Source organism: Streptomyces sp. NPDC019531 (assembly GCF_044903305.1).
Classification (GTDB): Bacteria; Actinomycetota; Actinomycetes; order Streptomycetales; family Streptomycetaceae; genus Streptomyces.
Genome location: NZ_JBJDQL010000001.1, coordinates 215,398 through 239,966, shown reverse-complemented (window position 1 = coordinate 239,966; position 24,569 = coordinate 215,398). Strand labels below are relative to the sequence as shown.

Annotated in this window: 25 protein-coding genes; 12 read left to right on the top strand and 13 right to left on the bottom strand. The window is 70.2% G+C overall.

The annotated features are described in order from the left end of the window. Positions 1 to 170: 170 nt before the first annotated feature. The 3 genes from ACI2L1_RS01180 to ACI2L1_RS01170 are packed head-to-tail and all read right to left on the bottom strand — an operon-like array spanning position 171 to position 3,208. Positions 171 to 1,304 carry an Mrp/NBP35 family ATP-binding protein gene (locus ACI2L1_RS01180; RefSeq protein WP_404737210.1) on the bottom strand — a complete coding sequence of 378 codons (1,134 nt, stop codon included), beginning with the start codon at positions 1,302 to 1,304 and terminating at the stop codon, positions 171 to 173. A 43-nt stretch (positions 1,305 to 1,347) separates the two neighbouring features. Continuing rightward, entirely contained in the window at positions 1,348 to 1,941 is a 594-nt protein-coding gene (locus ACI2L1_RS01175; RefSeq protein ID WP_404737209.1) for a DUF1003 domain-containing protein, read from the bottom strand. Then, positions 1,931 to 3,208 (bottom strand): magnesium transporter MgtE N-terminal domain-containing protein, encoded by a 1,278-nt coding sequence (locus tag ACI2L1_RS01170; RefSeq protein ID WP_404737208.1) that lies wholly within the window; start codon positions 3,206 to 3,208, stop codon positions 1,931 to 1,933. Before ACI2L1_RS01170 ends, ACI2L1_RS01175 begins: the two co-directional genes overlap by 11 nt. A 202-nt stretch (positions 3,209 to 3,410) precedes the next feature. On the opposite strand from ACI2L1_RS01170, the gene ACI2L1_RS01165 reads away from it, so the two are divergent. Next, the gene (locus ACI2L1_RS01165) at positions 3,411 to 4,163 is read left to right on the top strand and encodes a hypothetical protein (RefSeq protein ID WP_404737207.1); all 753 of its coding nucleotides are present in this window, start codon (positions 3,411 to 3,413) and stop codon (positions 4,161 to 4,163) included. On the opposite strand, the gene ACI2L1_RS01160 is transcribed toward ACI2L1_RS01165, so the two are convergent. Both ACI2L1_RS01160 and ACI2L1_RS01155 read right to left on the bottom strand, forming a co-directional pair. After that, positions 4,160 to 4,672 (bottom strand): hypothetical protein, encoded by a 513-nt coding sequence (locus ACI2L1_RS01160; RefSeq protein ID WP_404737206.1) that lies wholly within the window; start codon positions 4,670 to 4,672, stop codon positions 4,160 to 4,162. The two genes, ACI2L1_RS01165 and ACI2L1_RS01160, sit on opposite strands and share 4 nt — an antisense overlap. 10 nt (positions 4,673 to 4,682) lie before the next feature. Further along, on the bottom strand, positions 4,683 to 5,801 hold the full coding sequence (locus ACI2L1_RS01155) for a magnesium and cobalt transport protein CorA (protein ID WP_266559819.1): 1,119 nt from the start codon (positions 5,799 to 5,801) through the stop codon (positions 4,683 to 4,685). Positions 5,802 to 6,300: 499 nt separating this feature from the next. Here ACI2L1_RS01155 and ACI2L1_RS01150 point away from each other — a divergent pair, with 499 nt between their 5' ends. Next, complete coding sequence (locus ACI2L1_RS01150) at positions 6,301 to 6,885, top strand: suppressor of fused domain protein (RefSeq protein WP_404737205.1); 585 nt, start codon at positions 6,301 to 6,303, stop codon at positions 6,883 to 6,885. Between the two features lie 41 nt (positions 6,886 to 6,926). Here the strand turns inward: ACI2L1_RS01150 and ACI2L1_RS01145 are convergent, their stop codons facing one another. Continuing rightward, positions 6,927 to 8,150 carry an MFS transporter gene (locus tag ACI2L1_RS01145; protein ID WP_404737204.1) on the bottom strand — a complete coding sequence of 408 codons (1,224 nt, stop codon included), beginning with the start codon at positions 8,148 to 8,150 and terminating at the stop codon, positions 6,927 to 6,929. 155 nt (positions 8,151 to 8,305) lie between these two features. Between ACI2L1_RS01145 and ACI2L1_RS01140 the strand changes: the two genes are divergently transcribed. The 3 genes from ACI2L1_RS01140 (at position 8,306) to ACI2L1_RS01130 (ending at position 10,620) form a co-directional block, all read left to right on the top strand. Continuing rightward, positions 8,306 to 8,947 carry a DUF6758 family protein gene (locus ACI2L1_RS01140; protein WP_404737203.1) on the top strand — a complete coding sequence of 214 codons (642 nt, stop codon included), beginning with the start codon at positions 8,306 to 8,308 and terminating at the stop codon, positions 8,945 to 8,947. Positions 8,948 to 9,107: 160 nt separating this feature from the next. Then, positions 9,108 to 9,965, top strand: a complete 858-nt coding sequence (locus tag ACI2L1_RS01135) for a PHP domain-containing protein (RefSeq protein ID WP_404737409.1) — start codon at positions 9,108 to 9,110, stop codon at positions 9,963 to 9,965. A 49-nt stretch (positions 9,966 to 10,014) separates the two neighbouring features. Continuing rightward, positions 10,015 to 10,620: a MarC family protein gene (locus ACI2L1_RS01130; protein ID WP_404737202.1), complete on the top strand. Its 606-nt coding sequence runs from the start codon at positions 10,015 to 10,017 to the stop codon at positions 10,618 to 10,620. A gap of 63 nt (positions 10,621 to 10,683) precedes the next feature. Here the strand turns inward: ACI2L1_RS01130 and ACI2L1_RS01125 are convergent, their stop codons facing one another. Beyond that, positions 10,684 to 10,836, bottom strand: coding sequence for a hypothetical protein (locus ACI2L1_RS01125; RefSeq protein WP_020136747.1), 153 nt, complete (start codon positions 10,834 to 10,836; stop codon positions 10,684 to 10,686). A gap of 195 nt (positions 10,837 to 11,031) precedes the next feature. On the opposite strand from ACI2L1_RS01125, the gene ACI2L1_RS01120 reads away from it, so the two are divergent. Both ACI2L1_RS01120 and ACI2L1_RS01115 read left to right on the top strand, forming a co-directional pair. Further along, positions 11,032 to 11,925, top strand: a complete 894-nt coding sequence (locus ACI2L1_RS01120; RefSeq protein WP_404737201.1) for an NYN domain-containing protein — start codon at positions 11,032 to 11,034, stop codon at positions 11,923 to 11,925. A 24-nt stretch (positions 11,926 to 11,949) separates the two neighbouring features. Continuing rightward, positions 11,950 to 12,258 (top strand): hypothetical protein, encoded by a 309-nt coding sequence (locus ACI2L1_RS01115; protein WP_404737200.1) that lies wholly within the window; start codon positions 11,950 to 11,952, stop codon positions 12,256 to 12,258. On the opposite strand, the gene ACI2L1_RS01110 is transcribed toward ACI2L1_RS01115, so the two are convergent. Together ACI2L1_RS01110 and ACI2L1_RS01105 are read right to left on the bottom strand one after the other, a co-directional pair. Continuing rightward, entirely contained in the window at positions 12,255 to 13,166 is a 912-nt protein-coding gene (locus ACI2L1_RS01110; protein WP_404737199.1) for an alpha/beta fold hydrolase, read from the bottom strand. The genes ACI2L1_RS01115 and ACI2L1_RS01110 overlap by 4 nt on opposite strands. A gap of 207 nt (positions 13,167 to 13,373) precedes the next feature. Continuing rightward, positions 13,374 to 16,043, bottom strand: a complete 2,670-nt coding sequence (locus ACI2L1_RS01105) for a DEAD/DEAH box helicase (protein ID WP_404737408.1) — start codon at positions 16,041 to 16,043, stop codon at positions 13,374 to 13,376. Positions 16,044 to 16,513: 470 nt separating this feature from the next. On the opposite strand from ACI2L1_RS01105, the gene ACI2L1_RS01100 reads away from it, so the two are divergent. Continuing rightward, positions 16,514 to 17,251 carry a ferritin-like fold-containing protein gene (locus ACI2L1_RS01100; RefSeq protein ID WP_404737198.1) on the top strand — a complete coding sequence of 246 codons (738 nt, stop codon included), beginning with the start codon at positions 16,514 to 16,516 and terminating at the stop codon, positions 17,249 to 17,251. 92 nt (positions 17,252 to 17,343) lie between these two features. Here the strand turns inward: ACI2L1_RS01100 and ACI2L1_RS01095 are convergent, their stop codons facing one another. The 4 genes from ACI2L1_RS01095 to ACI2L1_RS01080 form a co-directional block, all read right to left on the bottom strand. Next, on the bottom strand, positions 17,344 to 17,610 hold the full coding sequence (locus ACI2L1_RS01095; protein WP_404737407.1) for a hypothetical protein: 267 nt from the start codon (positions 17,608 to 17,610) through the stop codon (positions 17,344 to 17,346). A 185-nt stretch (positions 17,611 to 17,795) separates the two neighbouring features. After that, entirely contained in the window at positions 17,796 to 18,023 is a 228-nt protein-coding gene (locus ACI2L1_RS01090) for a DUF3107 domain-containing protein (protein ID WP_404737197.1), read from the bottom strand. A 199-nt stretch (positions 18,024 to 18,222) separates the two neighbouring features. Next, positions 18,223 to 18,864 carry a TetR/AcrR family transcriptional regulator gene (locus tag ACI2L1_RS01085; RefSeq protein WP_404737196.1) on the bottom strand — a complete coding sequence of 214 codons (642 nt, stop codon included), beginning with the start codon at positions 18,862 to 18,864 and terminating at the stop codon, positions 18,223 to 18,225. Between the two features lie 220 nt (positions 18,865 to 19,084). Then, positions 19,085 to 19,303 carry a hypothetical protein gene (locus ACI2L1_RS01080; RefSeq protein WP_404737195.1) on the bottom strand — a complete coding sequence of 73 codons (219 nt, stop codon included), beginning with the start codon at positions 19,301 to 19,303 and terminating at the stop codon, positions 19,085 to 19,087. A gap of 208 nt (positions 19,304 to 19,511) precedes the next feature. Between ACI2L1_RS01080 and ACI2L1_RS01075 the strand changes: the two genes are divergently transcribed. From ACI2L1_RS01075 to ACI2L1_RS01060, 4 genes are all read left to right on the top strand, one after another. Further along, entirely contained in the window at positions 19,512 to 20,579 is a 1,068-nt protein-coding gene (locus ACI2L1_RS01075) for an alpha/beta fold hydrolase (protein ID WP_404737194.1), read from the top strand. Between the two features lie 425 nt (positions 20,580 to 21,004). Beyond that, a complete protein-coding gene (locus ACI2L1_RS01070) occupies positions 21,005 to 22,510 on the top strand; it encodes a DUF3152 domain-containing protein (protein ID WP_404737193.1) in 1,506 nt (501 codons plus the stop codon). 57 nt (positions 22,511 to 22,567) lie between these two features. Continuing rightward, positions 22,568 to 22,663, top strand: a complete 96-nt coding sequence (locus ACI2L1_RS01065) for an Ms4533A family Cys-rich leader peptide (protein ID WP_404737192.1) — start codon at positions 22,568 to 22,570, stop codon at positions 22,661 to 22,663. A 186-nt stretch (positions 22,664 to 22,849) separates the two neighbouring features. Then, positions 22,850 to 24,568 carry an ABC transporter substrate-binding protein gene (locus ACI2L1_RS01060; protein WP_404737191.1) on the top strand — a complete coding sequence of 573 codons (1,719 nt, stop codon included), beginning with the start codon at positions 22,850 to 22,852 and terminating at the stop codon, positions 24,566 to 24,568. Position 24,569: the final 1 nt, after the last annotated feature.

The following is a 24,569-nucleotide window of genomic DNA, read 5'->3' as shown; positions in this document are numbered from 1 at the left end:
ACGGAGACGGCACTGACGAGCCTGACGAGGTAGTGATCGTTCTGACGGGTGACAAGTCGTGGTAGTCACTCACGCGCCTTGATCGAAGCCTTCCTCGGGATCGCAAGAAGCCCTGCCGCTGGAATTTTTGCGGCAGGGCTTCTCGGGTGTTCGGGGAGACGAGTTGCTCCTCAGAACTTGTTCTTCGGTGTGATCCCCAACGACAACCCCGAAAGCCCCCGCTGCCGTCCCCCCAGCTTCCCCGCGATCCCCCGCAGCGCAGCCCCCGCCGGGGAGTCCGGGTCCGTCAGGACGACCGGCTTGCCCTCGTCGCCGCCCTCGCGCAGGCGGACGTCGATCGGGATGGACCCCAGGACCGGGACCGTCGCTCCCGTTGTGCGGGTCAGGCCGTCAGCCACCGACTGACCGCCGCCCGTGCCGAAGACGTCGACCATCTCGCCGCAGTGCGGGCACGGGAGGCCCGACATGTTCTCCACCACGCCGACGATCTTCTGGTGGGTCTGGACGGCGATCGAGCCCGCGCGCTCGGCGACCTCTGCTGCCGCCTGCTGCGGGGTCGTCACGACCAGGATCTCCGCGTTCGGGACCAGCTGGGCCACCGAGATCGCGATGTCGCCCGTGCCGGGGGGAAGGTCGAGCAGCAGGACGTCCAGGTCGCCCCAGTACACGTCCGCCAGGAACTGCTGCAACGCCCTGTGCAGCATCGGGCCGCGCCACACCACCGGGGCGTTGCCCGGGGTGAACATACCGATCGAGATGACCTTCACGCCGTTCGCCGACGGCGGCATGATCATGTTCTCGACCTGGGTCGGGCGGCCGTCGGCGCCCAGCATGCGCGGCACCGAGTGGCCGTAGATGTCGGCGTCGACCACGCCCACCTTGAGGCCGTCGGCCGCCATCGCCGCCGCCAGGTTCACCGTCACCGAGGACTTGCCGACACCGCCCTTGCCGGACGCGACCGCGTACACGCGCGTGAGCGAGCCCGGCTTCGCGAAGGGGACCTCGCGCTCGGTCTGGCCGCCGCGCAGCGCGGTCGCCAGCTCCTTGCGCTGCTCGTCGCTCATCACGTCGAGCGTGACGTCGACGCGGGTGACGCCCTCGACGGCCGCGACCGCGTCCGTCACCCGCTGCGTGATCGTCTCGCGCATCGGGCAGCCGGAGACCGTCAGGTACACGGTGACCGCGACCGCCCCGTCCGCGCCGATCTCGACCGACTTGACCATCCCGAGCTCGGTGATGGGGCGGTTGATCTCGGGGTCGTTCACCGTCGCCAGTGCCTCGCGCACCGCGTCTTCGCTAGCCATACAGACGATGGTACGGCGGCCACGGGCAACCCCCGCACCCCCGTCAGTGGTCGTCTACGTCACGCCCGTGCGGCCGTTCTGCCGGGAATACGACATGCCCGTCGTGGTGCTTCCGTGCCTCCAGCTCCTTCATCAGGTCCTGGAGCTCCGAGCGGATCCAGTCCCGGGTCGCGACCTCCCCGAGTCCGATCCGCAGCGCGGCGATCTCCCGGGTCAGGTACTCGGTGTCCGCGATCGACCGCTCGTTCTGCTTGCGGTCCTGTTCGAGGTTGACCCGGTCCCGGTCATCCTGCCGGTTCTGCGCGAGCAGGATCAGCGGGGCGGCGTAGGAGGCCTGCAGGGACAGCATCAGCGTCAGGAAGATGAACGGGTAGTTGTCGAAGCGCAGATCGCCGGGCGCGAAGATGTTCCACAGCACCCACGCGATGATGACGACCGTCATCCAGACGATGAACCGCCCGGTGCCGAGGAAGCGTGCGATCCGCTCCGACAGCCGCCCGAACGCTTCCGGGTCCCACTCGGGCAGGAGTCGGCGGCGCGGGGGGCGTGGCTGGTCGAGGCGGGCGCGGGTGCGGGTGGTCGCCGTGGCGCCGGAAGGGGTGCGCTCGCGGGTCGGGGTCTCGCGCTCAGGCGTCATGGTGGGCCACCCCCTCCGCGTCGAACTCCGTCTCCCGCCAGTCCTCCGGCAGCATGTGGTCCAGTACGTCGTCCACGGTCACCGCGCCGACCAGCGATCCCGCCTCGTTGACCACGGGCGCCGCGACCATGTCGTACGTCGCGAAGAACCCGGCGACGACCGGCAGCGTCGCGTCCGGGTCCAGGGCCTGGAGGTCGTCGTCGACGAGCGAGCTGACCAGGGTGTACGGCGGGTCGCGCAGCAGTCGTTGGAAGTGGACCGTGCCGAGGTACTTGCCGGTCGGCGTTTCGTCGGGCGCGCGGCACACGTAGACCTGGGCGGCGAGGGCCGGGGAGAGGTCGGCGTTGCGGACGCGGGCGAGCGCGTCGGCGACGGTCGCGTCCGGCCGTAGGACGATCGGCTCGGTGGTCATGAGGCCGCCCGCCGTATGTTCCTCGTAGGCCATCAGGCGCCGCATGTCGGCCGCGTCGCCGGGCTGCATCAGGCTCAGCAGCCGCTCCTGCTCCTCCGTGGGGAGCTCGGAGAGCAGGTCGGCCGCGTCATCCGGGTCCATGGCCTCCAGGACGTCGGCGGCCCGCTCCTCCTTCAGTTTGCCGAGGATCTCGATCTGGTCGTCCTCGGGGAGCTCTTCCAGGACGTCGGCCAGGCGGTCGTCGTCGAGGGCGGCCGCGACCTCCGCGCGCCGCTTGGGGGAGAGATGGTGCAGGACGTTGGCGAGGTCGGCCGCGCGCAGCTGCTCGAAGGTCGCCAGGAGGCTCTCGGCGCCCTGTCCGTGCTCCTCCAGCGTGAAGCCGGTGACCGCCGTCCACTGGACGGTCAGCGCCTCGCCCTTGCGCCGGAACGCCCCGCCCTTGCCGCCCTTGCGGACGAAGACGCGATGGATCTCCCAGTCCCGGCGGGCCGGCAGCTGCTGCACCGCCACGTCCAGCACAGTGACCTGCTCGCCCGTCTCCACGAGCGTGACCCTGCGGTCCAACAGCTCGCCGAAGACGAGGCGCTCGGTGGGCCGTTGCTCGAAGCGGCGGACGTTGAGCACGCCGGTGGTGATGACCTGGCCCGACTCGATGCTCGTCACCCGGGTCATGGGCAGGAAGATGCGGCGCCGGGTGGACAGTTCGACGACCAGGCCGAGCACCCGGGGCGGCCTGCGCCCCACGCGCAGTACGACGACCAGATCGCGCACGCGGCCCACCTGGTCGCCGTTGGGATCGAACACGGCGACGCCGGCGAGGTGCGAGACGAAGATCCGGGGGGCTCCCGCTGCCATGGCTGTGCTTCCTTTGCGTACGGGGTGTTTCGTTCGTCGTTCGTTGTCCGGATTGCCCGCTCGGGAGGGCTTAAGGCTAGCCCGTACCGATCGGATACGCCCTGGTGAGCGGTCCGGACGCACTGGCTCCGCCCGGGGTCCCGGGCCCCGGTACGCTGCCGTACGCCGCTGAAGGACCCTCGTCAGAAAGGCAGCCCCACCTGTGACTGCGATTCCCCAGGGCCGTACCCGCAGGACCGTAGTGGTGAGCGCGATGTGCGCCCTGGTCGTGACGGGAACGGGGCTGACGGGCTGCAGCGAGGACCCCGACGCGGGCACCAACGGGGTCGGCAAGCTGTCCGCGGAGCGGATCCAGTCCACGACGCGGGCGGCCGCCGAGTCCGCCGACGCGCTGCGCCTGTCGGGGAACGTGGTGACCAGCGGACGTACGTACAGACTCGACATGCGCCTGAACTCCGACGGCGGCTCCGGATCGGTCACCGCGGAGGGGGCCACCTTCCAGCTGCTGAGGATCGGCGAGGAGCTGTATCTGAAGGCCGACGCGGGCTTCTGGACCCAGGCGGACGGCAAGGGCGACGGTTCGGACTCGGACGCGGCCGCCGACAAGCTCGACGGCAAGTTCGTGAAGGTGCCGTCGGGCGACCCGGCGTACAAGAAGTTCAGTGGTTTCACGGACAAGGACGTTCTCCTCGACGGGCTGCTGACCCTGCACGGCACGCTGGGTACCGACGGACATCACGAGCAGGCGGGTACCCGCACGATCCGCATCACCGGTGACGAGGGCGACGGCGGCACGCTGGACGTCTCCCTGGAGGGGCAGCCGTACCCGCTGCGCCTGGCGCGGGCGGGCGGTGCGGGCACGCTGACCTTCTCGGCCTGGGGCAAGAACTTCACCCTGACCGAACCGAAGAAGGACGAGACGGTGGACTACGGCAAGCAGCTGCCGACGTCCTAGCCGCGTTTGCGGCGCTTCAGGAGCAGCCGGTGAAGCCCGGCGGGAATCGGCTCACGCGTGGTCGCCGGGGTCGGCAGCGGCGGTTCGGCCAGGTCGCCGTCGGGCAGCGCGGCCGTGACCCCCGTCGGCTCCAGGCGCAGCACCCGGCACTCGCGGGACCAGCGGTCCGTCATGGCCTCGCCGTCGGGGGCGTTCAGCCGCTTCCCCTTGAGCTCGGCGACAGCCGCCTCCCACGCCTCGGAGCCGGGCGCGAGCTCCACGACCTTCGCCGCCCAGGAGACCAGCCGGCCGCCCTTGTCCTTGCTGCGGACGGTCACCTCGGCCGGGCCACCGTCGGTCAGCCCCGGCAGCGGCTGCTCCCCGGGCCCGTCGCCGACCAGGCACACCGCGCCCTCGTGCCACACGTGCCACAGCGCGCGGGCCGGGCCGTCCGACCCCTTGACCCAGATGAGGCCGGACTTCTTGGTGGCCTCTTCCACAAGGGCCCGGTCGAGCAGCTCGCTGGTCATGGGGCCCACTCTAGAGCCAGCCGTTGCGCTTGAGCGTGCGGTGGATGCCGAGGCAGATGACACCGGTGATCGCCATGATCACGGGGTAGCCGAGCTTCCAGTGGGTCTCGGGCATGTAGTCGAAGTTCATGCCGTAGACACCGCACACCATCGTCGGTACGGCGATGATCGCGGCCCAGGACGTGATCTTCCGCATGTCCTCGTTCTGCGCGACGGACGCCTGCGCGAGGTTGGCCTGGAGGATCGAGTTGAGCAGTTCGTCGAAGCCGAGGACCTGCTCCTGGACGCGGGCGAGGTGGTCGGCGACGTCCCGGAAGTACTTCTGGATGTCGGGGTCGACGAGCCGCATCGGCCGCTCGCTGAGCAGCTGCATGGGTCGCAGCAGCGGGGCGACGGCCCGCTTGAACTCCAGCACCTCACGCTTGAGCTGGTAGATCCGGGCCGAGTCGACACCGCGCGAGACCTTGCCGCCGCGTCCCGGGGTGAACACCTCGGTCTCCACCTCGTCGATGTCGTCCTGCACCGCGTCGGCGACCGCGACATAGCCATCGACCACATGGTCCGCGATGGAGTGCAGCACCGCCGAGGGGCCCCTGGCGAGCAGTTCGGGGTCGTCCTGGAGCCGGTGGCGCAGCGCCCTGAGCGAACCCTGGCCGCCGTGCCGGACGGTGATGAAGAAGTCCCGGCCGGTGAAGCACATGACCTCGCCGGTCTCGACGATCTCGCTGTTGGCGGTGAGTTCGTCGTGCTCGACGTAGTGGATGGTCTTGAAGACGGTGAACAGGGAGTCGTCGTAGCGCTCCAGCTTGGGCCGCTGGTGGGCCTGGACGGCGTCCTCGACGGCGAGCGGGTGCAGCCCGAACTCGCCCGCGATACCGGAGAATTCGGCCTCGCTCGGCTCGTGCAGCCCGATCCACACGAACCCGCCGTCGCGGCGCACCTGGCGCATCGCCTCGTGCGGGCTCAGCTGCTGGTCGGTCTCCACGCGGCGGCCGTCGCGGTAGACGGCGCAGTCGACGACCGCGGAGGGGGTGGAGGGGTCGCGCGTCGCGTCGTACGCGCCGGTGTCCTTGCGCAGCGAGGGACGCGACGGGCGTACGGCGGCACGCAGGTCACGGATCATCGACATGGCAGGCTCCTTCGTGACGGGCAACAAAGGGCGCCGGCGACGGGTGGAACTACCCGGAATGGGGACGTCCGGAAAATCGTGTGTTTGGCACGTCCGCAAAGCGGGGAGCACCGCACCATCGCGGTTGGCGAACTTCGTTACTGATTCAGGTACTGCTGCAGCTACTGCTTCAGATCAGACAGATCAGGCAAAACGAACGGAGTGCTCTTCCGCACGAAGACGCGAACGTGAAAGGCGGCGGTTGCCGAAAGTCACAGAGCTGCATCAGCGGCCGGAAGAACGAGTGGTACTACCAGGTCGACTTCGATCCATGACAGCCCCACCTCCTCCGGCCGGTCCCTCGTAAGGGACGATCCATTCCCGTAAGGGAGTCTCACTGGCGTCGGGACTCGATGCGCGACGCTTCTGCGTGCTGCCACGACGACCGGGCCAGAGTATCAGCAGGCCGAAGTGTCAAGGCGCTGCTTTGCCCGGTACTGACGAGTTCTATGCTCGCCGCATGGCTGATGTTCTTCCTCTGGTCGAGGCCCGGTTGCGCAGCGCGCTGGGCGAGCCGGACGCGCGCGCGGCGGTCACTTTCCTGGGCACGGACCGTATCGAGGTGCTCCGTTTCACCGAGGGCGACATCGTCCGCTACGCCAGCCTCGGCATGTCCGCCCAACCGATGAGCGACCCCACCGCCATGCTCGCCGACCCGGTCACGGGCCCCCGCGCCGAACTGGTCATCTCCGTACGGGGAGGGCTCGCCGACACCGACAAGGTGCTCCGCCCGCTCGCCGTGCTCGCCGCGTCCCCGCAGGTCGAGGGCGTGATCGTGGCTCCGGGCGCCTCGCTCGACGTAGGTGAACCCCTGTGGCCCGGCGCCCCGTTCACCTCGGTCCTGGTCGCCGAGCCGGGCGGACTGATCGAGGACCTGGAGCTCGACGAGCCCCTCGACCCGGTGTGCTTCCTGCCCCTGCTCCCCATGACGCCGAACGAGGCGGCCTGGAAGCGCGTCCACGGCGCCCAGGCCCTCCAGGAGCGCTGGCTGACGAACGGGACGGACCTGAGGGATCCATCCCGGAAGTCCGTCCCGCTGGAGTGACCCCGGCGTGAGGAAGCTCACCAACCGGTGGCCGAAAAGCGTCAGTTGGCAAACACGGCGACACTGTCCTCCATGGCGTGCTTCGGCGTCAGCTCCTCGGCCTCGTGGGTGAGCGACTTCCGCCGTACGACGACCACGAGCGCGCCCAGCACCGCGGTCACCGCCGCCACCACGAACGGGATGTGGATGTTGCTCCACTCCTCGATCTTCGGCGCGAAGAAGGGCGCCGCCGCGGCCGCGAACCAGCGCACGAAGTTGTAGCCGGCGCTCGCCACGGGCCGCGGGGCGTCCGAGACGCCGAGCGCCAGCTCCGTGTACACCGTGTTGTTCACGCCGATGAAGGCACCGGACAGGACCGTGCAGCCGATGGCCGCGGTGTGGCCGCCGTAGCCGAGGACGAGCACGTCGGCCGCGAGCAGCACCAGCGAGCCGCCGAGCACCTTCAGCGAACCGAACCGCTCCTGCAGGCGTGGCGCCGCGAACACCGAGAAGACGGCGAGCAGGACGCCCCAGGCGAAGAACACGGCGCCCGACTCGTACGGCGTCATGTCCAGCACGAACGGGGTGAAGGCCAGCACGGTGAAGAACGTGTAGTTGTAGAAGAAGGACGAGGCCGCCGCCGAGGCCAGGCCGCCGTGACCGAGCGCCTTGATCGGGTCCAGCAGGGACGTCTTCCGGACCGGCCTCGGTTGCTCCTTCAGGAACACCGTGATGCACAGGAAGCCGACGGCCATCAGGAAGGCCGTACCGAGGAACGGGTAGCGCCAGCTGGCGTCGCCGAGCAGCGCGCCCAGGAGCGGGCCGCACGCCATGCCGAGACCGAGGGCGGACTCGTACAGCAGGATCGCCGCCGCGCTGCCGCCCGCCGCCGCGCCGACGATGACGGCGAGGGCGGTGGACACGAACAGGGCGTTGCCGAGGCCCCAGCCGGCCCGGAAGCCGACGAGTTCCCCGACCGAGCCCGAGGTGCCCGCGAGCCCCGCGAAGACCACGACGAGGGCGAGGCCGAGCAGCAGCGTCTTCTTGCCGCCGATGCGGCTGGAGACGAAGCCGGTGACCAGCATCGCGATCGCGGTGATCAGGAAGTACGAGGTGAACAGGAGGGAGACCTGGCTCGCCGTCGCGTCCAGACCCTCGGCGATCGACGGCAGGATCGGGTCCACGAGTCCGATGCCCATGAAGGCGACGACGGACGCACCCGCCGTTGCCCACACGGCCTTCGGCTGGCGCAGGATGCCGCCGGCTCCCGCATCGAAGGGGTCCATGGTCGTTCCTCCATCGGAGATAGTTGGTATATGCACACAGTAAGTTAGATCAGCTAACTAATGCAAGCTACATCTAGTTCCTTGTGGGGAGTGGTTCCGCCCGGACGGGTGATCGTCCTTGACGTGGCGGAGCGAGGGTAGGACCGTGGGGCCCTATGAGGGGCGAACCCAGTTGCCCGAAGTGTGGTGGCCGGGTCAGGGCTCCCGGACTCTTCGCCGATTCCTGGCAGTGCGATGTGCACGGGACCGTGCATCCGCTGCAGCCCGTGATCCCGCCCAGCGTCGAGGCCCTCGATGTCGTGGTGCATCGCACGCAGGTGCCCGTGTGGATGCCGTGGCCGCTGCCGGTCGGCTGGCTGTTCACGGGCGTGGTCTGCGCGGGTGACGACCGCAGCGGCGGTCGCGCTACGGCGGTGGCCTGCACGGGACCCGGTCCGCTCGGGGGTGTCGGCGAGCTGATCCTCGTGGCCGAGGAGCTCGGGGTCGGGCTCGGGGCGCGGTACGCGGGCATCGACGGGCCGGATCCGGGGCCGTACATGAGCGTGGAGAAGCCGCCGCAGGCGAAGGTGCTGGCGGCGGGGCGGCCTACGCCGTTGTGGCATGTCTCCGGGGCGCCGGACGATCGGGCGGTGTTCGCGGGGGAGGCGCTGGGGCTGTGGTTGTGGGCCGTGGTGTGGCCCGAGCAGTCCGGGCTGCTGATGTACGACGAGCTGGTGCTGACGGATCTGCGGGATGCGGGGGCCGAGGTGGAGCTGGTTCCCTGCGGGGCGTTGTCGCCGCGCTTGCTGAAGCCGTAGCGCCTATCGGGGTGGGGGCTTCTGTCACCCGGCGGCTGCGGGCTTGTTGTGGCTGGTCGCGCCCGCGCGGCGGTAGCCGCAGATCGAGCACGGCCCCGCACCCCTTGGGGGTTACTCTTGGGTGTCCTTTTCTGTACTCGGCCCCGTGGAGTTCTTCGTCGTGCGTATTGATCTGCACTGTCACTCCACGGCTTCCGACGGGACCGACACGCCTGCCGAGCTGGTGCGCAATGCCGCTGCTGCCGGGCTGGACGTCGTCGCGCTCACCGATCACGACACGACCCGTGGGTACGGCGAGGCACTGGCCGCGCTGCCCGCGGGGCTGACCCTCGTCACCGGGGCCGAGCTATCCTGTCGGATCGACGGGGTGTCCATGCACATGCTGGCCTACCTCTTCGACCCGGAGGAGCCCGAGCTGCTCGCCGAGCGGGAGCTGGTGCGGGACGACCGGGTGCCCCGGGCGCGCGCGATGGTCGCCAAGCTCCAGGGGCTGGGCGTGCCGGTCACCTGGGAGCAGGTGATGCGGATCGCCGGGGACGGTTCCGTCGGGCGGCCGCACGTCGCCACCGCGCTCGTCGAGCTCGGCGTCGTGCCGACCGTGAACGACGCCTTCACGCTCGACTGGCTGGCCGACGGGGGACGGGCCCACGTGGAGAAGCACGAGACCGATCCCTTCGAGGCGATCCGGCTGGTCAAGGCGGCCGGCGGGGTCACCGTGTTCGCGCACCCGGGCGCCAGCAAGCGCGGCCACACGGTCCCGGAGTCCGCGATCGCCGAGATGGCCGCCGCCGGGCTCGACGGCATCGAGGTCGACCACATGGACCACGACGCCGACACACGGGAACGACTGCGCGGGCTGGCAGGGGAACTGGGGCTGCTGACCACCGGGTCCAGCGACTACCACGGCAGTCGCAAGACGGTCGCGCTCGGCGAGTACACGACGGATCCCGAGGTGTACGGCGAGATCACGCGCAGGGCGACGGGCGCGTTCCCGGTGCCGGGGACCGGCGGGGCCTGAACCGCCCCGGTCCGTCTTCTTCTCTTCTCCCTGTAAGGCCAGTTCCGTCATGTTCGACGTCGCCGTTTTCGGCTCCCTCTTCCTCACCCTGTTCGTCATCATGGATCCCCCCGGGATCACCCCGATCTTCCTCGCCCTCACCGCCGGCCGGCCCGGCAAGGTGCAGAAGCGGATGGCCTTCCAGGCCGTCTGCGTGGCGGGCGGCGTCATCACCGTGTTCGGGCTCCTGGGCCACCAGATCCTGGACTACCTGCATGTCTCCGTGCCCGCGCTGATGATCGCGGGCGGGCTGCTGCTCCTGCTGATCGCGCTGGACCTGCTGACCGGCAAGACGGACGAGCCGAAGCAGACGAAAGACGTGAATGTGGCTCTGGTGCCGCTGGGCATGCCTCTGCTGGCCGGCCCCGGGGCCATCGTGTCGGTCATCCTCGCCGTGCAGAAGGCCGACGGCGTGGCCATGCAGGTGTCGGTCTGGTGCGCGATCCTCGCCATCCATGTCGTGCTGTGGTTCGTGATGCGGTACTCGTTGCTGATCATCCGGGTCATCAAGGACGGTGGTGTCGTGCTGGTGACGCGGCTCGCGGGCATGATGCTCTCCGCGATCGCCGTGCAGCAGATCATCAACGGGGTGACCCAGGTGGTCCGGGCAAGCTGAAAGGGCCCCGGTCGGTGACCGGGGCCCTGAAGCTTCTACGGTGATCCGCGTCTGAGTCGTCTGTTACGAGGCCGTGGTGTCGGCCGGACGGATCCACAGCCGCTGCCCTATGGCGGCGGCCTGCTGAACGATCCGGTTGACGGAGGCGGCGTCCACGACGGTGCTGTCCACGGGCGTACCGTCGACGTCGTCGAGTCGCATGATTTCGAAGCGCACAGGCTTCTCCCTTCGTCTGGTCATCCTCCTGCGGAGAATTGCTGCGTACGTAGGTAGTCAACGGGTTGCGTGTTACAAACATTCCCTACGCTAAAGAAATTTTTCGAACGGCTAACTACTGACAGGTAAGTGAGTCTTCGGAGACTCATTGGGACCGGTTGTGTTCGCAGCGTGACCGCCGGGACAATGGAGGCAATGAACGACGACCTCGCGCCTCTGAGCGCCCGCATCGACCGCACGAACGAGCTGCTCCAGCGCATGCTCGCCGAGGTGGCGAAGACACCCTCGACGCATGCGATCTTCGTCGACGCGGGATACCTCTACGCGGCCGCGGGACGTCTCGTCGCCGGCACCGAGGATCGTCGCGCCTTCGACCTCGACGCCGAGGGCCTGATCGAGGCTCTCATCGACCGGGCCCGCACCATCTTCGCGGACAGCAGACTCCTGCGCGTCTACTGGTACGACGGCGCGAGACGCCGTATCCACACCGCGGAGCAGCAGTCCATCGCCGAACTCCCGGACGTGAAGGTCCGGTTGGGCAACCTCAACGCCAACAACCAGCAGAAGGGCGTCGATTCGCTGATCCGCACCGATCTGGAGTCCCTGGCACGCCACCGCGCCATCAGCGACGCGGCCCTTCTCGGCGGCGACGAGGACCTGGTCTCGGCGGTCGAGGCGGCCCAGGGGTACGGCGCCCGCGTCCACCTCTGGGGCATCGAGGCGCCGGAGGGACGTAACCAGGCGGAACCCCTGCTGTGGGAGGTCGACAGCCAGCGCACCCTCGACCTCGACTTCTTCAAGCCGTACGTCTCCCGCCGCGCCGCCCAGGCCTACGAGCCCTCGGCGGCCCGGCCCACCCGCGAGGACGTACGTTTCGTGGGCGCGCAGATCGCCGCGAAGTGGCTGGCGGAGCGGGGCCGGGCGGCGCTGCAGGAGCTGCTGCCCGGGCATCCGTATCTGCCGGGCTCGGTGGACCAGGACCTGCTGGTGGAGGCGGAGGGGCTTCTCCAGTACTCGCTGCGGGGGCAGGCGGATCTGCGGCGGGCGCTGCGGGACGGGTTCTGGGAGCACCTGCAGGGACAGTACTGACGTGCGACGGCCGACGACGGGCCGGTGACGGGTCGGATCAGGCACCGCCGGGCCCGTGCGGGCGAGTACGACGGGGTCTGCCCCGAGCGCGAGGACCTGCGGGAACCGCTGACCGTCATGGACGGCCTCTTGATCGTCGGGGACACCCTGGAACCGGCCTGCGGAACCCCCCGGAACGGGCCAGTGGACGCGAATGCTCGCGAGCCGGGACGGGCCGGCTTGGGCATCGAACTCGACGCGTCATACGGGAGACACGGCCTCGCCGCGCTGCGCTGGTCCGCGGACATCCGGTTGCGCGGGAACTTCTTCGTCGGGGTGGCCGAACTCCCCTAGAGTGGACGGCCGTTGCTGTCGGAGTTGCTGTCGGTGGTGCTATCGGCGGTGCTGTCCCAGAAGTCGGCCAGGGCGTGGGCCGTGGGCTCGGGCCGGTCGGCGTTGGGGGAGTGGTCCGCTCCCGGGATCACCGTACGGCGGGCGCGCAGCCGTAGGGCCATGTCGTCGAGGAGGCTCACCGGCCAGGTGTCGTCCTGGGAGCCGGACAGGACGTGGAACGGCAGCGGGACGGTGGCCAGTTCGGCGACCCGGTCCGGCTCCGTGCACAACTGGCGCCCCGTCGCGAGGAGTTGGGCGGGCTTGTTGCCGAGCCAGCGGCGGCGCAGCTGCTCGATGTCCCCGATGCCCTTGGCGGGGCCGCCGACTTCCTCCGGCGGGCCCATGGCCAGGATCGCGTCCCACACCTCGGCCATCGTCATCACTCCGAGCGCGTCCCGCAGCAGTTTCACGCGCTGCTGCTGGGAGTCGGAGATCTGTGCGGGGCCCGAGGAGACGAGCGTGAAGGACAGAAAGGGGGAGTGGTCGAGCAGTACGGCCGCGCGCGCGATCTGGCCGCCCAGGGAGTGCCCGACGAGGTGTACGGGTGCGTCGAGGGCGGCGGCCTGGGCGAGCACGTCCCGCGCCAACTCGGTTCGTTCGTAGGCGGATTCGTCGGTCTCCGGTCCGTCCGACTCGAACTGTCCCCGCCCGTCCAGGGCGACGACCCGGTATCCGCGCGCCGACAGCGGCTCGTGCAGCAGGGTGAAGTCCTCCTTGCTGCCGGTGAAGCCGGGCAGCAGCAGGGCGGTGCCCTTCTCGGCGACACCGGGGGCTACGGCCGAGTCCACCGCCGCGAAGTCACCGCGAGTGGTGCGGAGAGGGTAGGCGCGGGCGCCGGGGGGCGGGGTGAAGACGGCTCGGGTGCTCACGGGGTGAGGGTATCTGCGGTGGGACGGGCCGGCGCGGAAGGGGGTGGGGCGGGGCGTTGTGGAGCGGCTGCGGCTGCGGGTGCGTTGTGGCTTGGTGCGCGGTTCCCGGCGCCCCTGGGCGGGGCAGTCGGCGTGCGCTGCGATGCGGTGCCGGAAACACCGACGGCCCGGCCCCTGTTGAGGTGGGCCGGGCCGTCAGATGTGGGATCAGCTCTCCGTGGCCTCCGCGGCGGCCGTCTTGCGGGTCCGGCGGCGCGGGGCAGCAGCCTTGGGCTCCTGGTCGGCCTGGGCCGGGATGTCGGCGATCACCGCGGGCTCGGCGGCCTTGCGGGTGGTACGACGACGGGGCTTGACCTCGGTTGTCTCGGCGGCCTCGGCAGCGGGAGCCGCGGTCTTGCGGGTGCGCCGGGGCTTGGTCTCGGCGACCTCCGCCGTGTCGGCGGCCGTCTCTGCCGGGGCGGTCGTGGTCTTGCGGGTGCGGCGCGGCTTGGTGGCCGTGCCCTCCGCGGTGTCCACGGCCGTCTCGGCGGCCGTGTCAGCGGCCTTCGCCGTGCTCGCTGCCGTCTTGCGGGCACGCCGGGGCTTGACCACCTCGGCCGCGGCCTGCGGCTCCTGGACCGTCTGGGCCGGGATCTCGGCGGTTGCGGCGGGCTCGGCGGCCTTGCGGGTGCGGCGGCGCGGCTTGGCCTCCGTGGCCTCGGCCGTGTCCACGGCAGCCTCTGCCGCGGGAGCCGCGGCGGCCGCCTTGCGGGTGCGGCGCGGCTTGGCCTCGGCGGCCTCGGCCGTGTCCACCGCGGTCTCGGCGGTGGTCGTAGCCGCAGCGGCGGCCTTGCGGGTGCGCCGGGGCTTGGTCTCGGCGACCTCCGCCGTGTCGGCGGCGGTCTCCGTCGGGGCGGTTGTGGTCTTGCGGGTGCGGCGCGGCTTGGTGGCCGTGCCCTCCGCGGTGTCCACGGCCGTCTCGGCCGCAGCCGCGGTCTTCCGCGTGCGGCGCGGCTTGGTCTCAGCGACCTCCGCGGCCTGCGGCTCCTGGACCGTCTGGACCGGGATCTCGGCGGTTGCGGCGGGCTCGGCGGCCTTGCGGGTGCGGCGGCGCGGCTTGGCCTCGGTGGCCTCGGCCGTGTCCACGGCGACCTCTGCGGCCGGAGCCGCGGCGGCCGCCTTGCGGGTACGGCGCGGCTTCGTGGCCGGAGCCTCCTCAGCTGGAGCGGTCTCGGTGACCGGCACGGTCTCGACGACCGACTCCACCGCGGCCGGCGTCTCCGCGGACTTGCGGGTCCGGCGGCGGCGCGGCTTGGCCGGAGTCTCCGCGGTCTCGGACGGCTCGGCGTCGAGCGACGGGCCCTCCGCCGTCGTAACGGCGGTCTCCGCGGCCTCGGAAGCGGCCGGCACCGAAGCCGTGGCCGGTGCCGCGTCGGCTGCTCCGCCACGGCTGCGGCGACGGCGGCGCGGGGTGCGCGACACGGGGGCGTCCTCGACAGCGACGGTTTCCGCCGAGGCGGTCTCCGAAGGTGCGACCGCCTCGGCGGCCGCCGCTGCGTCCAGCGGGGTGCCGTTGCGGGTACGACGGCGACGGCGCGGCGTACGGTCGCCGCGCTCGCGGTCGGCGGAGCGGGACTCGTCCCGGCCACCACGCCCGCGACCCCGGTCCCGGTCACGGTCACCGCGGCCGCGTGCACCGCGTCCGCCCGGCTCGCCCAGGTCCTCCAGCTCCTCCGCGGCGAGCCCCGCGCGCGTGCGCTCGGCCCGCGGCAGGACCCCCTTGGTGCCCGCGGGGATGCTCAACTCCTCGTAGAAGTGCGGGGAGGTGGAGTACGTCTCCGGCGGATCGTTGAAGTTGAGCTCAAGCGCCTTGTTGATCAGCTGCCAGCGCGGGATGTCGTCCCAGTCGACGAGGGTGATCGCGATGCCCTTGGCACCCGCGCGACCGGTACGGCCGATGCGGTGCAGGTACGTCTTCTCCTCTTCGGGAGACTGGTAGTTGACGACGTGCGTGACGCCCTCGACGTCGATACCACGGGCAGCGACGTCGGTGCAGACGAGGACGTCCACCTTGCCGTTGCGGAAGGCGCGCAGCGCCTGCTCACGGGCGCCCTGGCCCAGGTCGCCGTGGACCGCGCCGGCGGCGAAGCCGCGCTGCTGGAGCTGGTCGGCCAGGTCGGCCGCGGTGCGCTTGGTGCGGCAGAAGACCATCACCAGTCCCCGGCCGTCGGCCTGCAGTATGCGCGCGACCATCTCGGGCTTGTCCATGTTGTGCGCGCGGTACACATGCTGCTTGGTGTTCGCGACCGTCCTGCCCGCGTCGTCGGGCGAGGTGGCGTTGATGTGTGTGGGCTGCGACATGTAGCGGCGCGCGAGACCGATGACCGCGCCCGGCATGGTCGCCGAGAACAGCATCGTCTGGCGGCGGGCCGGCAGCATGTTGATGATCTTCTCGACGTCGGGCAGGAAGCCCAGGTCGAGCATCTCGTCGGCCTCGTCGAGGACGAGCGCCTTGATGTGGCCCAGGTTGAGCTTCTTCTGGCCCGCGAGGTCCAGGAGCCGGCCCGGGGTGCCGACGACGACGTCGATACCCTTCTTGAGGGCCTCGACCTGGGGTTCGTAGGCGCGGCCGCCGTAGATGGCGAGAACGCGTACGTTGCGGACCTTGCCCGCGGTCAGCAGGTCGTTGGTGACCTGGGTGCACAGCTCGCGCGTGGGGACGACGACGAGCGCCTGCGGGGCGTCGGTCAGGGCTTCGGGCTTGGCGCGCCCGGCCTCGACGTCGGCGGGAACGGTCACGCGCTCCAGGAGCGGGAGACCGAAGCCCAGCGTCTTGCCGGTGCCGGTCTTGGCCTGGCCGATGACATCGGTGCCGGAGAGGGCGACCGGGAGTGTCATCTCCTGGATGGGGAAGGGGGTGACGATGCCGACGGCCTCAAGGGCTTCGGCCGTCTCGGGAAGGATTCCGAGGTCTCGGAAAGTCGTAGTCAGGGTGCTGCCTCTTCTGTGTGCGCGGTGCGAGGCGAGCGCGGGGGTCGTCTTCAACCGTGCTGGGGACGTCGGCTGCCTTACGGCAAGCCGTAATGGCACGGGACCACTGCCGACGCTCTAGCGCTCGTACCGCTGAGGGTCCCCCTCCGAACTCCGTACGCACTGTGCCGTACGGGCGAGGAGGGCTTGTCGGGTCGGAGCCGATCGGGCCACCGACCGGGCATCCTCATACGTGCGGCCCGTCGAATAGTCGCCAGGCGCATTACCACCATACCCCGGAAACTCGCACATGCGATGGCCGATTTGGTCACGTAGCCGTCATCACACTGATTGACCAGGGACTTCCGCGGCTCGGCGAGCGGACTATTGTGCGCTTCATGACGACGCCTGACAACACCTCTGACGCACCCGCCGAGCCCACCGGAGTGGCAGCCCAGGACTGGGCCCGGGCCTCCGCGGAACCCCAGTACCGGGCCGCGGTCGTCGATCTCCTCGGTGCCCTCGCCTACGGCGAGCTCGCGGCGTTCGAACGGCTCGCGGAGGACGCCAAGCTGGCGCCGACGCTGGCCGACAAGGCGGAGCTGGCGAAGATGGCGTCGGCCGAGTTCCACCACTACGAGAAGCTGCGCGACCGGCTGGCCGGGATCGGCGAGGAGCCGACGCTCGCGATGGAGCCGTTCGTCGCGGCACTGGACGGGTTCCACCGGCAGACGGCCCCGTCGGACTGGTTGGAGGGGCTCGTCAAGGCGTACGTCGGCGACTCGATCGCCAGTGACTTCTACCGCGAGGTCGCGGCGCGGCTCGACTCGGACACGCGCGAGCTGGTGCTGGCCGTGCTCGACGACACCGGGCACGCGGGGTTCGCCGTGGAGAAGGTGCGGGCGGCGATCGACGCGGATCCGCGCGTGGGTGGGCGACTGGCCCTGTGGGCGCGGCGGTTGATGGGGGAGGCGTTGTCGCAGTCGCAGCGGGTCGTCGCCGACCGGGACGCGTTGTCCACCATGTTGGTGGGTGGGGTGGCCGACGGGTTCGATCTCGCCGAGGTGGGGCGGATGTTCTCTCGGATCACCGAGGCGCACACGAAGCGGATGGCCGCGCTGGGGTTGGCTGCGTAGCGCCTGACCGCTCGGGGGGCTGTGCTTTCGCCGGCGGCTGCGGGTTCGTCGTGGCTGGTCGCACAGTTCCCCGCGCCTCTGGTGGGTGTCCCCTAGGCGGTTGCCGAGTGGCGGAGTCTCCCTGACGGGCGGAGGAGCAGGGACAGCGACGCCACCGAGACCACCGCCGCGCCCAGCAGGATCAGGAGGATGTTGCCCGGGTCCAGTGCGGTGTGGGTCACGAAGGCGCCGAAGAGGGCTCCCGCGGTGCCTGTCGCGAGCACGAGGGAGCGGGCGGGCAGGCGGTGTGAGAGGCGGTGTACCGCCACCCCCGCCAGCACCAGACCGAGCAGCGCGGAGCCGAGCGCTTCGATCAACATCATGGGGTCCCTCCCACACGGCCACACTGCGCATCACGGTCGTAGCCCGTCATACCCGTGACCTGCGGAATGCAATCATCCTCCGGATGCGACCCGTGCTCCATACGTGGACGAGAAAATCCTGCCGACGGCACGGAGAAGGGCCCGGCGACTTCCGGTCGCCGGGCCCTTCTCCGTCGGTCTGCCTAGAGCGCGCCGAAGCCCACCTTGCGCGGAGCCGCCTCACCGAGCTCGACGTACGCGAGACGGTCGGCCGGCACGAGGATCTTGCGGCCGTGCTCGTCCACCAGGCTCAGCAGCTGGGTCTTGCCGGCCAGCGCCTCCGCCACCGCCCGCTCGACATCCTCGGGGCTCTGACCGCTCTCCAGAACGATCTCGCGGGGCGCGTGCTGCACGCCGATCTTGACCTCCACGGTATGTCCCTCCGACGGTCGGTGAAGTGCGCGACCTGCCGCGCAGTACTCAGCACACATTAGCCCGGTGAGGGGACGTACACGCTCCGGGCAAGAACGCCAACAGCGAACAGCGGACGGGAACAAACGACCCGCACGCGGGCGTGCGGGTCGAGTGGCCGTCGTAGGGGTGGCGTCCGTGGTGCTGTCGGTGGTGCTGTCAGTGGTGCTCGATGCCGTGCAGCGGGAACCCGGCGATGCCCCGCCACGCCAGTGACGTCAGCAGCTGGACCGCCTGGTCGCGCGGGACGCTGCGGTCGCTGTGCAGCCAGGACCTGGCCACCACCTGGGCGAGCCCGCCGAGGCCCGAGGCGAGCAGCATCGACTCCGCGCGCGAGAGCCCGGTGTCCTCCGCGATGACGTCACAGATCGCCTCGGCGCACTCGTTGGTGACCTTGTCGACGCGCTCGCGCACGGCGGGCTCGTTCGTCAGGTCCGACTCGAAGACCAGCCGGAAGGCGCCGCCGTCGTCCTCGACGTACGCGAAATAGGCGTCCATGGTCGCGCGGACACGCTGCTTGTTGTCGGTCGTCGACGCGAGGGCGGCGCGTACGGCCTGGATCAGGGACTCGCAGTGCTGGTCGAGCAGTGCGAGATAGAGATCGAGCTTGCCCGGGAAGTGCTGGTAGAGCACCGGCTTGCTGACGCCGGCCCGCTCGGCGATGTCGTCCATCGCGGCCGCGTGGTAGCCCTGTGCCACGAAGACTTCCTGCGCGGCGCCCAGCAGCTGGTTCCGTCGGGCACGGCGCGGCAGGCGCGTCCCTCGCGGGCGCGCCGCCTCTGTCTGCTCGATGGCTGTCACGCCGCCTCCCAATGTCGTCCACATGCGGTGTGCGCCGCGCCGCCATCGTACTTTTCGGTAACCGTGCTGTGCGCGGTGCGAGCGCAGAATTTCACGGACCGGACGGTGACGAAACCGGCGCAAAGGTTTCAAACGGTGATCTGACGGGCACCGACCGTCCCGTTCCTGCTCAGGAATGCCCTGATGAGTGCGTTGTCGGCCGATCGGTGCCGCGCAGATGTCACCGATAGTCGTCCTCGTCGATCGAGACGACCCTGGCCTGTTCGATGAGGTCGGCCTCGTTGGCCCGGTCAGGGTCCACGCCGGTCAGCGGGTCGTCGCCGTTCGGCGCGATGTCGGTGTGCTGCTCGGCCGCGTCGACCTCGGGGGCCTCGACGTCGAGCTCGACGGCGTCGTCCTCTTTCTCGAAGGCCTCGGGGTCGGTGGAGTCGTAGGCCATGGCGGGGCTCCCTTCCTAGAACGTCCCTGATGCGCACAGGGGGCCACATGCGGGTGCCCTGCGTACGAGCCTAGGAGACACGCGATCTGGACGCCATGCGGTGGAGGCGCCTCGCAATTGGCGCAATACGCGTAATATGCGCCTCGTACGTGTGCCCTGTGACGGCGAACACACGAACCACTGCGTGATCGTCTCGTAACATTGCCGCATGTCTTCGACCGAGCTGCCCTTCGTGCCGCCCGCCAACGTGCTTCCGAAGGTGTCGCCCGTCAGGGTCGGTGAGGGCGAGCGGCTCAGGTCGGTGGGGCTGCCGGGGATCACTCTGACGGTGCGTTCGAGGCCACCCGCGCGTGAGGGGCTGCCGCCCGCGTTGTTCGTCCACGGCCTCGGCGGTTCCTCGCAGAACTGGTCGGCCCTGATGGAGCAGTTGGAGGGGGAGGTCGATGGTGAGGCCGTCGACCTGCCCGGCTTCGGGGACTCCCCGCCGCCGGACGACGGCAACTACTCGATCACCGGGCACGCGCGCGCGGTGATCCGTTTTCTCGACGCGTCCGGCCGTGGGCCCGTGCATCTCTTCGGGAACTCCCTCGGTGGAGCGGTGTCCACGCGCGTCGCCGCGGTGCGGCCCGACCTGGTTCGCACCCTCACCCTGGTCTCGCCGGCCCTCCCGGAGATCCGCGTCCAGCGCACGGCCGTGCCCACGGTCCTGCTGGCGCTGCCCGGCGTGGTCGGCCTGTTCACCCGGTACAGCAAGGGCTGGACGGCCGAGCAGCGCGTCCGCGGGGTCCTGGCGCTCTGCTACGGCGACCCCGGGCGGGTCACTCCGGACGGCTTCCAGGACGCAGTCGAGGAGATGGAGCGGCGGCTTCAACTGCCGTACTTCTGGGACGCGATGACGCGTTCAGCGCGCGGACTGGTGAACGCGTACACGCTGGGCGGTCAGCACGCGCTGTGGCGCCAGGCCGAGCGCGTCCTCGCCCCGACCCTGCTCGTCTACGGCGGCCGCGACCAGCTCGTAGGCTTCCGCATGGCCCAGAAGGCGGCCCGCGCCTTCCGTGACTCCCGACTGCTCACCCTGCCGGAGGCGGGGCATGTGGCGATGATGGAGTACCCGGAGACGGTGGCGGGGGCGTTCCGTGAGTTCGCGGCGGACAAGGCGGATAAGGCGGACAAGGCTGGCGAGGCTGACGAGACGGACAAGGGCGCCCCGGGTGACGTGGGCGACACCGAGGCGGCCTCAGGCGACGGCGCCGACGCCACGACCGTGGGGAGCTGAGGCGGGGCGTGGGACGCCACAGTCGACGCGGGTCCGCTCCCAAGAAGGGGCCCGACAAGGGCAGTTCGGGCAAGGGCGGTTCGGGCCAGTCGGGCGCCGAGGGCCCCGGCACGGAGGCGCCGGGCCGGGGACGGCCACAGGCGTCTCCCGCTCCGGCACCGCGGGCTGCCCGGCAGGGGGTGCCGGGGGGCCGGGGGTCGGAGTACGGGGCGTCTGGCCCCGGGGCCGGGGCTGCCGGGCACCGGGCGCCTGCACAGGGCGGTCCGAGACTTCCGGACGGTGGTCCGTCGCGTGGGGTTCCGCGGGTGTCGGACGGTCAGTCCGGCCAGGGTTTCCGGCGGTTGCCGGAGGGGACGCCTGGGCGTGGGGTTCCTCGGCTTGCGGATGGTGATCCGGCGGGTGGGGGTCCTCGGCTGCCGGGCGGGATGCCTGCGCGTGGGGTGCCGCGCCTGCCTGACGGCACGCCTGCGCGTGGGGTGCCGCGCCTGCCGGATGGCACGCCTGCGCACGGTTTCCCCCGGCTTCCCGACGGCTCTGTGGCGGGTGGGGTTTCGCGGCTGCCGGATGGCACGCCTGCGCACGGTTTCCCCCGGCTTCCCGACGGCTCTGTGGCGGGTGGGGTTTCGCGGGTGTCGGACGGTCAGTCCGGCCAGGGTTTCCGGCGGTTGCCGGACGGGACGCCCGCGCACGGGTTTCCTCGGCTTCCCGACGGCACCCCCGCGCATGGGGTCCCTCGGGTCCGTGGTGGGCACCCGGAGCCGCGTGAATCCGGGGGCGGCTCGGGGGAGTCGAGCGATCAGGGGCCCGGCGGGTACGCCGCCGGGCCGGGCGTCGCTCTTCCGCGGCAGCGGCAGCGGCAGGCGCCGTCGGCGTCGCGTTCGGCGCCCCGGCAGGACTACCTCGACGCCTTCGACGACGAGGCCGACATCTTCGCGCCCGGCGATCCTCACGGCACCCGTGGGCCTCGTGGGCCCGTTTCGCGGCCCGGTTCCATGCGAGGGGCCGGAGCACCCGCCGCCGCGCACCCCTCCGGTCCGTACGGCTCGGTCACCGACTGGCCCGAGGGCACCGGCGCGGACACACGTCCCGACTCGGACGACGCGCCGCCCGCCGGCCCTCCGCCCGCGGCCAAGGGCGGCAAGAGCTGGGCGTTCACCGGTATCGCGGCCGCCGCCGTCGTCACCGTGCTCGCCGTCGTCGTGGCCGGGCAGGTCACCGACAGTCGTGACACCACCCCGGGCACCCGGTCCGCGACCGACCAGGCGCGGGACGCCCGGGACTCCGCCACGGACGGGGAGCCGACGCCGTCTTCCTCGCCGAGCGTGGCGACGCTGACGTACGCGCAGGCGATGGACACCAAGTACCCGCTCAGCGCCAAGCTCGACGGCTCGGGGAAGTTCGACGCGATCCAGGGCGTCGACAAGGCGCCGGGCAAGGGGCAGAAGTACACGTACCGCGTGGACGTGGAGCAGGGGCTCGGGCTCGACGGCGAACTCTTCGCCGAGGCCGTGCAGAAGACGCTCAACGACGACCGCAGCTGGGCGCACAACGGCGCCCGCACCTTCGAGCGCGTCCACTCCGGCAAACCCGACTTCGTGATCACGCTCGCCAGCCCCGGCACCACGGCCGACTGGTGTGCCAAGTCGGGCCTCGACACCACGGAGGACAACGTCTCCTGTGACTCGGCCGCCACCGAACGTGTGATGATCAATGCATATCGATGGGCGCAGGGATCATCCACCTACGGTGATCAGATCCATGCGTACCGTCAGATGTTGATCAACCATGAAGTCGGTCACCGTCTCGGCTACTCCCACGTGACGTGCGACAAGAACGGCGAGCTCGCGCCGGTGATGCAGCAGCAGACCAAGTTCCTCGACCACGACGGGATCCACTGCCGGGCCAACCCCTGGCCGTATCCCGGGAGTTGACGGTTGGCGCACAAGTCGCATTGACATGGGTTGATCCGGTCATACATATTGCTGCGCATGTGGTCTAGTCATGCCGTCGAGAGCAGCGCCGCCATAGAGCTGGCGCTCATCGGCGTGACCACGCTCTGCGTGTCCGACATTCTCTGTCGCTGACGCTCGCCCTGAGGCGCGCGCGTCGCGAATCCCGCATTTCTCCGTGACTTGTGGTCATTTCTCCGTGACCTGAGGTCACGGCCTTTCGACGACCCGACGCCGGGGCAGACGTCCGTCCGCTGTCGTCTCACTCTTCGTCAACCCGTCTCGCCATTCGAGACTTGTCATTTCGAGAGGTCGTCTCCGATGCGTCAACCGTCCCTCACAGCGCGCCGTGTGGCCGCGGTATCCGTAAGCCTGGTTCTGGCAGCGGGCGCCGCCGCCTGCGGCCCTGAGGACAACGATGCCAAGAGCTCCGGTGGCGACTCCACGCCCCACAAGGGCGGCACCCTCACGGTCCTGAACTCCAACCCGCAGCAGGACTTCGACCCCGCCCGTCTGTACACCTCCGGCGGCGGCAACGTGCCCTCCCTCGTCTTCCGCACCCTCACCACCCGCAACCGCGAGAACGGGGCCGCCGGCGCCAAGGTCGTCCCCGACCTCGCCACCGACACCGGACGTCCCAACAAGGACGCGACCGTGTGGACGTACACCCTGAAGAAGGGTCTCAAGTACGAGGACGGCACCGCGATCACCTCGGCCGACATCAAGTACGGCATCGAGCGCTCCTTCGCGCCCGAGCTGTCCGGCGGCGCCCCCTACCTGCGGGACTGGCTGGTTGGCGCCGCCGACTACCAGGGGCCGTACAAGGACAAGAAGGGTCTCTCCGCCATTGAGACGCCCGACGACCGCACGATCGTCTTCCATCTGAACAAGCCCGAGGGCGAGTTCCCGTACCTGGCCACGCAGACGCAGTTCACGCCCGTCCCGAAGGCCAAGGACACCGGTACGAAGTACGAGGAGCACCCGGTCTCGTCCGGCCCGTACAAGGTCGTCACCAACGAGAACGACGGCGAGACCATCGTCCTGGAGCGCAACACGTACTGGTCCGCCTCCACGGACGCCGAGCGCAAGGCGTACCCGGACAGGATCGACGTCAAGTCCGGGCTCGATTCGTCGGTGATCAACCAGCGGCTGTCGGCGTCCCAGGGGGCGGACGCGGCCGCGGTCACCACGGACACCAACCTCGGCCCGGCCGAGCTCGCCAAGGTGACCGGCGACAAGGAGCTCGCCGCCCGCGTCGGCACCGGGCACTTCGGCTACACGAACTACATAGCGTTCAACCCGACGGTCAAGCCGTTCGACAACGTCAAGGTGCGGCAGGCGATCTCGTACGCCATCGACCGCTCGTCCGTGGTCAACGCGGCCGGTGGAAGCGCGCTCGCCGAGTCCGCCACCACCTTCCTGCCGAACCAGAAGTCCTTCGGCTACGAGCCCTACGACCTCTTCCCGGCCGGAGCGACCGGCAACGCGGCCAAGGCCAAGGAACTGTTGAAGGAGGCCGGTTACCCCAACGGGCTCACCGTCACGCTGACCCACTCCAACGCCAAGGACTTCGAGACCAGCCCCGAGATCGCGACCGCGATCCAGGACGCACTCAAGAAGGCCGGCATCACCGTCGAACTCCAGGGCCTGGAGGACAACGACTACTCGGACACGATCCACAGCGTGAAGACCGAGCCCGGCTTCTTCCTCGCCCACTGGGGTGCCGACTGGCCCTCCGGCGGTCCCTTCCTCGCGCCGATCTTCGACGGCCGTCAGATCGTCAAGGACGGCGCGAACTTCAACACGGGCCTGCTCAATGACAAGTCGGTCAATGACGAGATTGACGCGATCAACAAGTTGACCGATCTTGACGCTGCCGCCAAGAGGTGGGGTGCACTGGACAAGAAGATCGGCGAGCAGGCGTTGACCGTGCCGCTGTTCCACCCGGTCTACAAGCGCCTCTACGGCAAGGACATCAAGAACGTCGTCATCAGCGACTGGACCGGTGTTCTGGACATCTCGCAGGTCGCGGTCAAGTAAC